General features: G+C 66.8%; 9 protein-coding genes. 1 reads left to right on the top strand and 8 read right to left on the bottom strand.

The genetic code is table 11. The annotated features are described in order from the left end of the window. Window positions 1-77: 77 nt before the first annotated feature. From EJV47_RS20005 to EJV47_RS19980, 6 genes are all read right to left on the bottom strand, one after another. A complete protein-coding gene (locus tag EJV47_RS20005) occupies window positions 78-5723 on the bottom strand; it encodes a T9SS type A sorting domain-containing protein (RefSeq protein ID WP_126694979.1) in 5646 nt (1881 codons plus the stop codon). An 84-nt stretch (window positions 5724-5807) separates the two neighbouring features. Then, window positions 5808-6752 (bottom strand): methionyl-tRNA formyltransferase, encoded by a 945-nt coding sequence (locus EJV47_RS20000; protein WP_126694978.1) that lies wholly within the window; start codon window positions 6750-6752, stop codon window positions 5808-5810. 85 nt (window positions 6753-6837) lie between these two features. Next, window positions 6838-7374 carry a phage tail protein gene (locus tag EJV47_RS19995; RefSeq protein WP_126694977.1) on the bottom strand — a complete coding sequence of 179 codons (537 nt, stop codon included), beginning with the start codon at window positions 7372-7374 and terminating at the stop codon, window positions 6838-6840. Between the two features lie 48 nt (window positions 7375-7422). Then, window positions 7423-7959 carry a phage tail protein gene (locus EJV47_RS19990; protein WP_126694976.1) on the bottom strand — a complete coding sequence of 179 codons (537 nt, stop codon included), beginning with the start codon at window positions 7957-7959 and terminating at the stop codon, window positions 7423-7425. 43 nt (window positions 7960-8002) lie between these two features. Then, window positions 8003-8539, bottom strand: coding sequence for a phage tail protein (locus tag EJV47_RS19985; protein WP_126694975.1), 537 nt, complete (start codon window positions 8537-8539; stop codon window positions 8003-8005). A 634-nt stretch (window positions 8540-9173) separates the two neighbouring features. Next, the gene (locus EJV47_RS19980; RefSeq protein ID WP_126694974.1) at window positions 9174-11519 is read right to left on the bottom strand and encodes a patatin-like phospholipase family protein; all 2346 of its coding nucleotides are present in this window, start codon (window positions 11517-11519) and stop codon (window positions 9174-9176) included. Between the two features lie 139 nt (window positions 11520-11658). On the opposite strand from EJV47_RS19980, the gene EJV47_RS19975 reads away from it, so the two are divergent. After that, a complete protein-coding gene (locus EJV47_RS19975; RefSeq protein WP_126694973.1) occupies window positions 11659-13191 on the top strand; it encodes a T9SS type A sorting domain-containing protein in 1533 nt (510 codons plus the stop codon). 61 nt (window positions 13192-13252) lie between these two features. Here EJV47_RS19975 and EJV47_RS19970 read toward each other — a convergent pair whose 3' ends face one another. After that, entirely contained in the window at window positions 13253-13696 is a 444-nt protein-coding gene (locus EJV47_RS19970; protein ID WP_126694972.1) for a DUF2752 domain-containing protein, read from the bottom strand. Between the two features lies 1 nt (window position 13697). Next, window positions 13698-14006 carry a CD225/dispanin family protein gene (locus EJV47_RS19965; protein WP_207895935.1) on the bottom strand — a complete coding sequence of 103 codons (309 nt, stop codon included), beginning with the start codon at window positions 14004-14006 and terminating at the stop codon, window positions 13698-13700. Between the last annotated feature and the right edge of the window lie 20 nt (window positions 14007-14026).

Here is a 14026-nt window from a genome sequence, read left to right as displayed (position 1 = left end):
CCCACCGGGCAGCCCGCAACAAAAAGCCCCGACTGCTGGTGCAGCCGGGGCTTTTCTGTTCAGCGCGGAGCAGCCGCTTAGTGTTGCACCACGATGCTGCGGTGCAGCACCCGGTCGGGCAGCAGCAGGCGCAGGGTGTACACGCCGTTGGGCAGCTCCTTCACCGAGGCTTGGATGTCGGAGCCGTTCGTTACGGCCTGGGTCAGGCGCTGCACCAGGCGGCCCTGGGCGTCGTAGAGCTGGGCCTGTACCTTGGCTGCGCCGAGGCCCGCCACGCGGATGGTCAGCTGGTCGGCGGCCGGGTTCGGGAAGACCTCGGCCGTCAGCTCCTGCTGCGGCACGGCCAGCGTCACGATGGCCGACTCGTGCTCGGTGCCGTCCTGGTCGACCTGGCGCAGGCGGTAGTAGACTACCGAGCGGCCGTAGCGGCTCAGGTTGCGGTCGGTCAGCTGGTACTCGCGGGCCACGGTGCTGGTGCCGTTGCCCGTCACGCGGCCGATGCTGCGGAACTGCTGGCCATCGGCCGAGCTTTCCACTTCGAAGTAGGCGTTGTTCTTCTCCTGGGCGGTGGTCCAGCGCAGCAGGCCGTCTTCGCCCACGCGCTCGGCCGTGAAGCTCTTCAGCTCCACCGGCAGCGGCGAGGTACCCAGCGTGCCGATAACCGTCTGGCTAAACGAGGTAACGTTAAACGTCACCGTGCCCGAGGCGCTGGCAGCCACGGCCGGAATGGGCGTGTCGAAGGCCCCGTCGCTGTTGCTGGCGCGCTTGAGCAGGCGCAGCGTGGTGGCCGGGCTGCCCGCATCAGCTGCGCTGATGTCCGTGGCGCCGAGCGTGTAGGTCACGGCCGCGTTGCCGAAGTTGCCGGTGCCGTACTTGTTGATAATCCAGTAGGCGGGCGTGTAATAGTGGGCCAGGCCACTCGGCTGCGTGCCTTGGGGGAGGCCGTCGAGGCGGGCTACCGTCACGTCGAAGGAGCCCGAGACGCTGCTGAAGTTGAGGGCGGTGTTGGTGCCCGCGAAGGTAGCCGTGCCGTTGGCGTTGATGGTCTGCCGGGCGCTGGTGCCGTAGCCCACCGGCGCCGTGCTCGTCGCGCGGGCGACGCCGGTGCCCGTAAGCGGCGCCGAAGCACCGCTGACCGGGTCCAGCACGTTGCCGCTGCCTTCGTTGAACTGCAGGTAGGAAACCAGGCCGGCTTCCACGCCGCTCAGCACCAGGTGACGGCGCAGGCGGATGTCGTCCAGCGTCAGCGCCGAGTTCCACTGCGCCACTTCGTCGATGTCACCGTTGAAGTACGCCGTGGCCGTGTTGGCGTTGAGCTTGCCCACGAAGCGCGGGGCCGTGGTCAGGATGGGCGTCGCGCCGCCGGTGCTCTGCGTGTTGATCAGCACCCCGTTCACGTACAGGCGCAGGTTGCCCCCGCCGAAGGTGGCCACCACGTGGTTCCACTGGTTCTGGACCACCGTGTTGTTGGGCGACGTGTACGATACCAGGCTGCTGCCCGTGCCGAAACCGATCTGCACCTCGTTGTTTTCGGAAATGGCAACGAAGGGGGAGCGGTTGTTCGGGTTGCCCGGGTCGTAGCCCAGCACCCCGCGCATGACGTTGCCGCTGGCGGCCAGGGGCTTCACCCACAGCTCCTGCGTGTACTGCGCGCCCAGCGTCGGGAAGGAGGCGCCCAGGTCCACGTAGCCGTTGCTGGTGCCGTTGAAGCGCAGGGCGTTGCCCGCTACGCGCTCGGTCCTGATGATGCGGCGGCTACCCGTCGGGCTCGTCACGCTCGGCGTATAGGCCGTACCGCTGATGGTCAGGCTGGGCACGGTGGCGTCGAGCAGGTTGTTGGTGGCGGCATTAGCGGCCACGTCGTACACCAGGAAGAAGTAGTTGGTGCCCGTCGTCAGCTGCTGCGCGCCGGTCACGGTGAAGCTGCCGTTAGGGTTGGCTACAGTGCTGCCGAACTGGTTGGTCGTGCTCAGGGTGCCGCTGGTCCCCGTGTAGAACACCCGCGCGGCGGTAATGTCGGCCGGGTCGGTGCTGCCGTTGGTGGTAAACGAGAAGGACTGGGCATTCAGCGGCAGGTCGGGCCCGCCCCCGATGGTAATGGCTACGCGCAGAATCTCCTGGTTCTGGCTATCCGCGGCCACGCGGCCGGTGTTAGGCTGGTCGGCCGTGCTGCTGGTGTAGGTGGCCGGGTTCTGCACCGTAAAAGTATTGGTGGCCGAGTTGGCACTCACCGCCGCGCCGCTGGCCTGGGCCGTGGCGTACACCTGGTGGCTGCCGCTGCTCAGGGGCGTGGGCTGCGTCAGCGTCCAGTTGCCCGAGGCATTGGCCGTGGCCGTGCTGCCCAGCGCCGCGCCGTCCACGTACACCGTCACCGTGGCGTTGGGCACCGCCGTACCCGCGTAGGTGGGCGTGGTACTGCTGATCGTTTGCCCGTTGGCCGGCGCGAATATCACCGGGGCCTGCGTGGGCTGCGTGATGGTGAAGCTGCGCTGAATGGTGCAGCTGTTGGCATCGGTGGCAGTGACGGTGTACGTGCGAGCCGTCAGGCCCGTGGCCGTAGCCGTGCCCTGCCCGCCGCCGGGCGACGGGCTCCACAAGTACGTGTAACTGGGCGTGCCGCCCGACACCGTTACCGTGGCCGTACCGTTCGAGCCGCCGAAGGTCGTCACGTCCGTCTGCGAGCCGGTGGTAGCCAGGGCCGAGGGCTGCGTAATGGTAAAGTTGCGCGTAGCGGTGCAGCCTCTGGCGTCGGTCACGGTCACGGTGTAGGTGCCCGCGCTCAGGTTCGATACGGACGCGGTGCCGTCGCCAATGGGGTTACCGGGGGTCCAGTCGTAGGTATAGGGCGTGGTGCCGCCGCTGACGGCCACCTGCACCCGCCCGTTGTTACCGCCAAAGCAGGCGATGTTGGTTTGCGAGTTTGGGGTGACCGTCAGGGCCGCGGCGGGCTGCGTCACCGTGGCATTGACCGTGCCCGTGCAGCCATTGGCGTCGGTGATGGTCACGGTGTAGGTGCCCGCCACCAGGTTCGTGCGGTCCTCCGTCGTCACGCCCCCGCCCCAGTTAAACGTGTAGGGCCCGGTGCCGCCCGAAGGCGTGAGATTGATGGCCCCGGTCGAGCCGCCGAAGCAGGCCACGTTCGTCACCACCGTCGTACCGCTTATCGCCGTAGCGGGCTGCGTCACCGTGGCGCTGACGGTGCCGGTGCAGCCGTTGGCGTCGGTGATGGTCACGGTGTAGGTGCCCTCCGTCAGGTTCGTGCGGTCCTCCGTCGTTATGCCGCCGACCCAGTTAAACGTGTAGGGCCCGGTGCCGCCCGTGGGCGTGAGGTTGATGGCCCCGGTGTTGCCGCCGAAGCAAGCCACATTCGTTACTACGGTCGTGCCGCCGGGGCCGCTGGCTGGCTGGTTCACCGTGGCACTGACCGTACCCGTGTTACCGTTCACGTCGGTGATGGTGACGGTGTAGGTGCCCGCCACCAGGTTCGTGCGGTCCTCAGTAGTGACGCCGCCGCCCCAGTTGAAGGTGTAGGGGGCCACGCCGCCCGTGGGCGTCAGGTTGATGGCCCCGGTGTTGCCGCCGCGGCAGGCCACGTTCGTCACCACCGTCGTGCCGCTCACCGGGGCGAGCGTGGTGAAGGCGACGTTGCTGCCGTAGCTGGTGCCCTGGCTGTTGATGGCGTAGGCTCGCACCGTGTACTGGGTGCTGGCCGTCAGGCCCGTGGCCGAAACCGTGAAGCCGCCCGTAGTGCCCGTGGCCGTGAGCTTGGTGTTGCTGGTGGTGGGAGTGCCCGTGCCCTGCACGTACACCACGCCCCGCTCCGTGATGGTGCCGCCGCCGTCGGCCGTCACGTTGCCGCCCAGCGTGGCCGTGGTGGGGGCCACGTTGCTGGCCGCAGCCGTGGTTACCGTCGGTAGCACTATCTGGGTGCCCGTCACGCTGATGCGGTCGAAGGCCAGCTCTTCCTGACCGTCGCTGTTGATTTCAATCATGAAATCCACCGCGCTGCCTTCGTTGGCGCCGGCTGGCACGATAAAGTCAATGGCCTGCATGGTCGGCCCCAGAATGGTGCCCGTCCCATCGGCCACGCCGTCCAGGTTCAGGTCGCGCTGCAGCTCGCCGGGGACCGACGGCGTGCCATTGCCGTAAAAAGCCCCAAACAGCGTCCAACTGCCGTTATTGACGCGGTAGAATACCTTGAAGTAGTCGTCGTTTTCCCACTGCAGGGCTTGCCCCGTAGCCAGCCGGATGCTGAAGCGCAAGTCGCGGTAAGCGCTGGCGTTTACCGGCGCCAACACGAACGTGCCGATGTCCACAGTATTGGGGTTGGCCGGGTTGGAGGTGCCCTCGGAGTACCAGTAGGACGTGTTGCTGACGTTGCCGAACGTGACGGGCGAGCAGGCGTAGGGGTTGGTACTCACGCGCAGAAAGCCCAGGCAGACCCCCGAGCCTTCCCAGGCGTTGGAGGCATAGCGCAGCCCTTCGCCGCTGGTTTCAAAGTCTTCCACGTAGGGCAGCGCGGCCGGCGCGTTCAGCTGGGCCACCACGTTGATGTAGCGCGACTGCGTATTGGAGGCATTCGTGCCGTCCGACACCTGGAAGTTGGCGAGGCGCAGCCCGCCCACGGCCGTGACCGTTTGCGTGTTCTGGTAGCGTACCGAGCGCAGCGCCGTCTGGTAGTTGGCCAGCAAGGCCGAGCCCGTCAGCGTTAGTACCCCGGTGCTGGGGTTGTAGCTGCCGCTGATGCCGTTCTGGTTCGTGAACAGCAGCTGGTCCTGGCCGGTGATAAAGCCCGTCGTCAGGCTTACGGTGGCGCCGGTCAGGGTGGGGCTGTCCTGGTCGCCCACCGTCACTGCACTGGTGATGAGGGTGGCCGGGTCGCCCTCGTTGTAGGTCAGGTTGCTGCTCTCGATGTTAGCCAGTACGGGCGGCTGGGTGGCGCTAATGGTGCCCAGCACGCGGATGTTGTCAAAGGCCAGCTCCTCGGTGCCGCCGTTGGCGTCCACCTCCACGCGCACTTCCAGCGTCGTGGCGGTACCGCTTACGTCGAAGGTAAAATCAGTAAGCGAAACCGAGAGCGTCGCCGACGACTCGTTGTAGGAAATACCGTCGAGATTGGTGTCCCGGCGCAGGTTGCCGGGCGTATTGGCCGCGCTGTTGTCGCCCACAAACTGCCCGACGGTCGTCCAGGCGCCGGTGCCGTTCTGCCGGACTTGCACGCGCACGTAATCGTCGTTTTCCCACTGCGCGGCGGCCAGGGGCGAGCCGCTCCCGCGGGCATCGGCCAGCGCCACCTGCACCTTCAGGCTGCTGTAGCCCGTCACGGTTACCGGGTTCAGCGTCACGGTGGGGGCGGGCCGCAGCACGGTGCCTTGTCCCCGGGCTCCTTCGCAGGCCCAGAAAAAAGTGCCGGCGGGGTAGCTGGCGGGCACCGGCGTCACGGGCACGGTGCCCGTGTTGCCCGTCACGTTGCCGATGGTAACGGGGCTGGCAGTGGTGCCGAACGTTTGCTGACCGGTCGCTGACTGCACCGGGTTGTCCTCGCGCAGGAAGTACTGCGCCGTGAAAGGCGTCGGCGACTCGTTGCGCCGGTCAAAGGTGGTCGAGGTGTAGCGCGTGCCCTCGCCGTCGGTTTCAAAGCTTTCCTGCCGCAGCAGGGTCTGCGCCCGGGCGCCCCCGAGCACGGCCAGGAAAGCCAGCAGGGTAAGTAAAAGATGTCTCATGCAAGGAATTGAGGATGAGTTGGAAACGACGTGCGTTTGCCCGGGCAAAGCTACGGGGTTAGGAACAGACGGCCGCGCTTTTTTTTAGGCGGTTGCGGGCGGGTCCAGCTGGCCGAGCACTTCGCCCGCCTGCACGCCCAAGGCCACCAGCTGCGCCCCGGTGAAGTAGCCCTCGTCCAGGGCCAGGATGTCGAGCCGGAGCACCTGGCCGGCGCCGCAGGCCACCAGCAGGCCCTCGGCCGCAGTAGCCCGCACCACGGTGCCGGGCGGGGCCTGCACGGTGGCGGGCACGGGCGTCACGCCCAGCAGGCGCAGGGGCTGGCCGCGCAGCGTGGCCAGGGCGCCGCGGTTCCAGGGGTTGCTGGCCCGCACCAGGCGGTGAATGGCCTCGGCGGGCTCGTCCCAGCGCACGCACACGTCGGCCAGGGTGGCGCGGGGCCAGTAGCGCCCCCCGGCGGCCTGCGGCTGCGGCTGCAGCGGGGGCGCCGCCCCGCGCAGGGCGGCCAGCAGGCGGCGGCCCACGGCCACGGCCCGGCCGGCCAGCTGCCCGCGGTGCAGCCCGTGCGTGTCGGTCGGCCCGAGGGGGACCGGCTCGGTGAGCAGTACCGGGCCCGTGTCGAAGTCGGCTTCCATGCGGTGCAGGGTCACGGCGCCGCTGGTTTCGCCGTTGCGCAGCAGCCAGAACAGCGGCTCGGGGCCGCGATAGCCGGGCAGCGGGGCAAAGTGCACGTTCAGAAAGCCCAGCGGCGGCAGCGCCAGCACGCGGGCGGGCACGCGCCACGGAAACGTGAGCACCAGCACGGCCTGCGGGGCCAGCGGCGTCATCCAGGCTTCCAGGGCGGCGGCCAGGCCGGGGCGCGACAGCCGCACCACCGGCAGGCCCAGGGCGGCCGCTTGGGCGGCCAGCTCGTCGGTTTCCGCAGGGGGCGCCGCGGGCACGGCCACGCCCGCCACGGCGCCCTGGGTGGCCAGGTCGTGCAGCAGGGGCCAGCCCAGCGTGCTGCTGATGATGACGGCTAGTTCGGGCATGGCAATGGGTAATAGAAACAGCGGCAACGGCGCCGGCCCCGGGGCGGCAGGCCCCAGCGCCGGCGCGCGTGCCGAAAGCGTCGGGCTAGCCCCGCGACGGGAAAATGCCCTGCACTGCTATCTGGTAGTTCATGGCAATGAAGGGCTGGCGGTTTTCGTGGGCCTGGCTGCCGCCGGCGTTGCTGACCGTGCCCTGAATGGCGGCGGCGGCCATGCCGGTATTGGCCGGGCTCGTGCTGAACTGGTTGTTGGTGCTCTGGCTGAGGTAGTTACCGGCCGGCGAGTTTTGGTCCGCCGAGTTGGTGGCGTACAGCGTGGCGCTGAGCATGTGCTGGTGCGCGGGCATCTGCCCCGCCAGCAGCGTGACGCTTTCCGCCCCGCCCACCTGGCCCCAGGAGTAGGTGGCCCCACTGCTGGCCGATTGGCCCGTGCCGAGCATGACGCGCCCGTTCAGGTTGGGCAGCGCGAAAGTGTTGACGCCGTTGCCGCCGTAGGTGGTGCCCAGCAGAGCAAACAGGGCCTGGTTTTGGTTGATGGGCAGCAGCTGCCCGCTGCAGGGCATCCAGCCCCGGGGCGTTTGGCCGAAGCCGAACAGGCGAATCTCGCCCAGATAAGGTTCCATAGGAAGAAAGCGTAGGCGTGGAAAGAAAACGGGCCGCGCGGCGGCGACTTAGTTTGTCGAGGGGTAAATGCCCTCCCAGGCGATGATGTAGTTGATGGCCTGCACGGGCTGCAGGTTGTTGTGCGGCTGGCTGTTGCCGGCTGGCCCCAACTGGGCATCGGCAATGGCCCCCGCCCCCATACTGGCGCCCGCGGTGGCGTTGTAGGCATCGGTGGCGCTGGTGGCGGGCAGGGCCTGGACGGGGTTGTTGGTGACAGGGCCGCCCTGGTTGGCGTTCAGCACGGGCTTGACCGCGTGGCTGTGCGCGGGCATCTGCTGGGTTGTCAGCCCGACGGTTTCGCTACCGCCCATCGTGCCCCGCGGGTACGCGGTGCCGCTCTGGCTCGGGCCCTGCCCGACGATAACGCGGGACTGCATGTTGGGCAGGGCAAACGTCGTCATCCCGTCGCCCCCGTAGGTGGTGCCCAGCAGGGCAAACAGCGCGTCGTACTGCGAGATGCTCAGGAGTTGGCCCTGACAAAAAAACCAGCCCTGGGGGGCGAAGTTGCCGGCGAACATGCGGATTTCTCCGAGGTAGTTATCCATGAGAAAAGGAAGAAAATGAGGGGGAAGCGGTTCGACGCAGCGGTCAGGGGCGCTGCGGGTAAATGCCGTTCAGGCAAATGGCGAAGTTCACCGCCAGGTAGGGCATCATGTTGGGGTGGGGCTGCCCGTCGCCCGCCGGGGTGCTGGCGCCGCCAATGGCGCCGGGGGCCATCTTGCTGGTGCCCGGCTCTTCGCTGAACTGGTCGAGCCCATTGCTGGCGAAGTAGTTACCCGACGGCTGGGTGGAGGCCCCCGCAGCGGAGCTGGCCTGCACGGTACCGGCAAATGCGTGGGTATGGGCCGGCAGCTGGCTGAGTTGCAGCGTCTCGTTTTCTGAGCCCAGGGTCATGCCGGGAACGTAGTTCGTCAGGCCCGCGCCCTGGCCGGCGCACACGGCGGCCCGGCCGCAGAGGTTGGGTAAGGCAAAAGTGGTTTTGCCGTCACCCCCGTACATCGTGCCCAGCAAGCTGAACAGGGCAGAGTATTGGCTGATGGGCAGTAGCTGGCCCTGGCACAAGGCCCAGTTAGCGGGGGCATAATTGAATCCGACCGGGCGGATTTCACCGAGGAATGCATCCATTAGGAGAGGAATGGAAAAAGGGTGTGAAAAAAGTAAGCGGGGTGCGAAGTCAGAGGGTGCGACAAACTGTCCAACCCTCGAAAGCGGGTCGGGTAAAGCGGCGTTGCAATAGGCAGGCAGGCGGGAGGCGGCAGCCCGATGCAGTGACAAGCATTGGGCAATGGGGTAAGCGGAGTTCGTGCGGCTAAATGTGGTAAAATAACCCGTTTAAAGCATAATTTTACTTGCTTTTATGCGTAACTTCATGGAGTGTGTTGGTTAAGCCCAACTATTCCCAAAACGGGCCGGTTATTTGGCTTGGAGAGCAGTGATTACCACCCAAACGAGGACGAGAAACCGGCATTTTGTGGCTGCTGCTGCTGATTACCCCGTATACTGCCAGAAGCAGTGCCGCATCTGGGGCGTCCGGTGAGGCTGGCACGCACAAAGAAGAGTCACTCCCTGCTACCGCCCCGTCGAAATACTGTCAACGACGGGTGGTGGGCGGTCAACGCCGGAATTTGGTGAGTCGGCCGGCTGTAGCCTGGTACCTGCCCCCGGTATGGACCCTCTGACCGAGCCGGCGCCAAACGAAACAGCCGCCCCGTTCCACCAGGAACCGGGCGGCGGCCGAAGGGGCGGGGCCAGGAGGGGGCTAGTCCAGCGACCGGTCGCGGAACAGCACGTAGCCGATGTGGGCGAAGACGCCGAACTGGTGCTCCTGCTCGTCGTAGTGAATGAACTGCAGAGCCGCCGGCCCTACGGGCGTCTGGTACTGCAGGCCGGTCATCACGGTGAGGTAAGGCCGGCTCAGGAAGTTGGTGCGCTGGGCCAGCAGCGGGTTGTCGGGGCGCCGGTCCCAGGGACGCACAAACAGGTGGGCGTAGGCCTCGGTGCGCCATTCTAGCGTGCCTGCAATGGCCTTCACGTAGCGCAGGCCGGCGGCGGCGTAGGCCGTGCCGCGGTAGTTGTCGAGGAAGATGGTGCGCGAGTCGGGCAGGGGCAGGAAAGCCGGCGACACGGTGAGCGTGGAGCGGTAGGTGGAAAACAGCCCCTGGGTGGTGGCCACCAGCTCCGTCATGTAGCCCCAGGCGTGGGTGCGGGCGCCCACGGTGTCGGCCTTGTTCAGGCTGAAGTACTGCTCCGTGAACAGCTTGCCCTGCAGCCACTGGTGGTTTCGCTCGCGGCCTTCGAGGCTGTCGGCCGTGGAGCCAGGCTCGTATTTTTCCTGGCCCGTCACGGCGCGGAAGCTGAACTCGGCCCGGCGGCCGCGGGTGGCGTACTGGCGGCGGTTCAGGGAGTTGCGCTGAAACGTGACGGCCCCGGTGAAGCCCTGGAAGCGGTTCTGGTCGAGTACGTCGTCGGTGCGGATCTGGTCGGAGTTGGTAAACCGGTCGCGGTTGGTAAACGCCCCGAAGCTGAGGATGTAGCGGCTGCGGTAGTTGGGGCTGATGCCCACCTGCACGAAGGTTTTCAGGTCGCGCTGCTGCAGGGCCGTGTTGCTGGCCCGCTCGGTGCCGAGCAAGCCGCCGGTATCCTGGTAGTTAAAGTTGTTGAAGATGATGGTCGGCTCGACGTAGAACGGAATGCGGCCCGGAATGCTGACCCGGAACGAGCCCTCGGCCCCGTTGTAGAAGCGCCCGATGGTGGCGTCGGCCTTGATGGTGTACAGGTAGCGGTTGAGGTAGCGGTAAGCGGCGCCGAGGTAGAAGTTGCTCATGGAGCGCGTGGTCAGCAGCACGCCCAAATCGGTGGTGAGGTTGGAGTTCTGGCGCGCATCCATGCTCAGCACGTAGCCCTCCTGCTTCCGGTCGTAGCGGATGCGCGGGTACACGTTGTTGAAAAAGTCGTTGTTGACGAGGCGGTAGTAGCCTTCCTCGATGTCGGAGGGCGTGTAGGAGGAGCCGGTGCGGCGGAAAAAGCGCGTGACGAACTTCTGTTGCACCTGCGGAATGCCCTGCACCCGAATTTCCTTAAAGTCGGGCTTGGGGGCGCGCTCCTGGAAGGCGCGGCGGCGCTGCTGCAGGGCCAGCGTATCCTCGCGGCGCGGAATGCGCTGCAGCGTCAGCGCCAGCTTGGCGCTGGCCGCCTGCTCGCCCAGGCTCACCAGCTTGCGCACCTTGCCGAAGTCGCCGGCCGTGATGCCCTGCAGATCCGGCTGAATGAAAATGCCGTTGCGGCCCACCGACAAGGTATCGGCCGCGTTCGAGCCCAGGAAAATGAGCGTGCCGGTGAGCAGGGCGTCATCCTGGTTCTTCGGATAGTTCTTGAAGGCCACGTCGCCCACGTTCACCCCGATGATGATATCGGGCTTGAACTCCTCCTTCATCACGCCGGTGGGAAAGTTATCAACCACGGCTCCGTCGAACAGGTAGCGGCCGTCGGGCTGGCGGATGGGGCGGAAGGCCAGCGGGAAGGCCATGGAGTTGCGCACCGCGTCGGACAGGGAGCCGCTGCGCTGCACCACTTTCTCGCGGGTAAACACCTCGGAAGCCACGGCCCGGTAGGGCACGAAGAGCTTGTTGAAATCGTAGCCGGAAATGGCGCCGGCCGGAGCCAGCATGGTGGCCAGCACGTAGTTCAGCGTCACGTCGTCCACCAGCTTGGGCGTCACGCGGGCTTTCAGGGTCGAGTCGAGGGCCAGGCGCAGGTGCAGGGCGGCGGGGGAGGGGTCGGCGTCGTAGTAGTTGAAGACCTTGCCTTCGAGCGGGCGGCCGGCCACCCAGTCCTGAAACTGCGGGCTGATGACAATTTCCTCAATTTCCTTGGGCGAGTAGCCGGCCGCGTACAGCCCGCCGACGATGGCGCCCATGCTGGTGCCCACGATGTAATCGATGGGAATACGGTTTTGCTCAAGCACTTTGAGCACGCCCACGTGGGCCAGGCCCTTGGCACCGCCGCCGCTGAGCACCAAACCCACTTTCTGGGCTTGGGCTGGGTGGGCCAGCAGCAGGGCGCAACACAACAGTAAGCCTAGGGGAAGGCGAAGAAAACGAGTCATATAAGGGGGGAAGAAGCGGCTGGGCAACGCGCTAGGTACGCAGGCCCGGAAGCGGAGTTGTGCGGGCCGGCCGGCTTGCTTGTTCGCGGGCTTATGCGTAATCTGCGGCCGTATTTATTTTCTTCATTTTCCGCGTTTTATGAAACACCTGTACGCCTGCCTCTGCGGGCTGCTGCTAGCCTCCGCGGCCCCGGCCCAGACCATCTACCGCCCGCTGCTGCGGGCTGGCGTGCTATACCAGCTAAGCGAGGTGGGCACGCCCGGCGACACCACCCACACCGTGCGCCTGAGCTACGCCGGCCCCGTCACTTCCCCCGACTCGCTCGGGCGCTTCAGCGGCCGCGTGGTGGGCATCCCGACGCGGTGGGCCAGCGCCTGCCGGGCCGAGCAAGTGGCGCGGCCCGACGGGCTGTTCGGCGCCACCGTCGTCATCGGTTACCGCCGGCACGAATACGAGCTGCGCGCGGCCAACGGGCGTACCCTGCTGCTCAAAACCCAGGCCCCGCTCAACCAGGTGTGGACGGCCACGGCCGCCGGGCTGACGGCCCGCACCACCGCCCGCGGCGTGGGCACGGTGCTCGGCGTGCCGGACTCGATAACCACCATCACCTTTTCCGACGGGCAGACGCTGCTGCTGAGCAAGCAGTTCGGCTTTGTGGAGGGGCCCGCGCTGGGCAGCTACCTGAACGGGCAGCGCCCGCGCCGCCTTGCCCTGACGGCGCTGCAGGTGGCGGGCCGCTGGGTAGGCCAGCCCGCCGTGGGCCACTACGCCATTCACGACTACCAGCCCGGCGACGTGTTTTTGCGCTACGCCCAGCAGCGCACCACCAGCGGGGGCGACATCTGCTCCGAAAGCTGGACCCGGGACAGCGTGCTCACCCGCCGCCTCAGTGCCCAGGGCGACACGGTGCGCTACACCATCTGGCGCCGGGTGCTGACGCGAAATTACGGCAGGCCCGGCTCCCCGGCAGGCTTCTGCCAGAACACGCCCGGCACCGTGCTCACTGCCGGCTCCACCCACAGTCTCACAGTGGCCGCCACCGACGAAAGCCTGCTTAGCCAGCTCACCGACGCGGTGGGTGGGCCTGCCGGGCAAATCTGGCGGCCCCTCACCCGGGCCGGCTGGCGCACGGCCGAGTACCGGGGCCGCAAAGTGCAGGACGTCATCATGCGGCAGGTGTGCCTGCCCGCTACCGGCGACAGTCTGCAGCTCGGCTCCATCATCGACAACGAAAGTGGCCGCCGTTACGCGGCGGGCCTGGGGCTGGTATTGTCCTACACCGGGGGCGTTTACTACGAGCAGCTCAATACCCTGCTGGGCTACCGCAAGGTTAATCTGCCCACCTCCAGCGGCACCGAAACCTGGGGCAGTATGCGCACCTTCGCCAACATTCTGAAAGCTGCCGACTACCGCCCGGCCGCCAGCACGGCCGCCTTCCCGAACCCCTTCGCGCGGGAGCTGATGGTGCGCTTCGAGGCGCAACGGGCCCAGCCGGTGGAGGTACGCCTGTTCAACGGCCTGGGCCAGCTGGTGCACCGGCAAACGGCCCCGGTGGCGGCCGGCGCGCAGCAACTGACCCTGGCCGTGCCCGCGCTGGCCGCCGGCCTGTACACCCTGCAGCTGACAGTAGACGGCCGCAGCCAGGTGCTGAAAGTAATGGCGGCGCAATAGCCCCGGTAGCACAAAAAAAGCCCCTGCTTGGTTGAGCAGGGGCTTTTTTATGTCAGGAGGCTTAAGGTGCCAGCCAGTGACCCAGCGGCCCTGGCAGGTTGCGCAGCACGGCAAACGACAGCACCAGCGTCACCGTAAGCCAGCCAAACCAGGGCCGGTACAAAAACGAAGTACGCCGGGGCCGCCCGGTCAACTCCGCGCGCACGCGCTCGGCTGCCCCAAAGACTAGCACCGGCGCGTACAGGGCCGCCAGCAGATTGTGGCCGGCTGCTTGTTGCCAGTGGCCGTGCAGCAGCGCGTGCAGGGCGCGCTGCGTGCCGCAGCCGGGGCAGTGCAGGCCAGTCAGCCAATGCAGCGGGCAGCGCGGAAAGAAATGCCGGGCCGGGTCGAGGCGGTAGTAAACGGTAACAAACAGCAGCGCCGCTCCGAACAACAGCCCCAGCCCGAGCAAACGGGCCGGCGGCAGTGCCCGAAGCGGCGCTACAAAGTTGGTGGTGAGGGACATGCTACGAGGCCAGACCGCTCATCATGCCGCCGAATACGCCCATCACCGACAGGATAATGCCAAGGGCGACCTGGGCAATGGCGGCGTAAAGTCCATACTTGACCCACTTGCCGGCTTGGGCGGATGCTTCTTGGGCGCCGGCGTAGTCACCCGCATCGTACTTGGTATTCACGCTGGCCGCGTTGATAATGGCCACGATACCGAATGGCAGGCAGCAAAACAGCGTTACCAGAATGGATTCGACCAGCCAGTTTTTGGGGCGGGGGCTGCCCGGCGGCATACCGGTCGGCGACGTGTAGGATTGCTCCATAAGAGTTAGAAAGTTTAAGA

Source organism: Hymenobacter gummosus, from assembly GCF_003970915.1.
GTDB lineage: Bacteria > Bacteroidota > Bacteroidia > Cytophagales > Hymenobacteraceae > Solirubrum > Solirubrum gummosum.
Note: the sequence above shows the minus strand (reverse complement) of the source record. Positions and strands in the feature narration are given on the sequence as shown.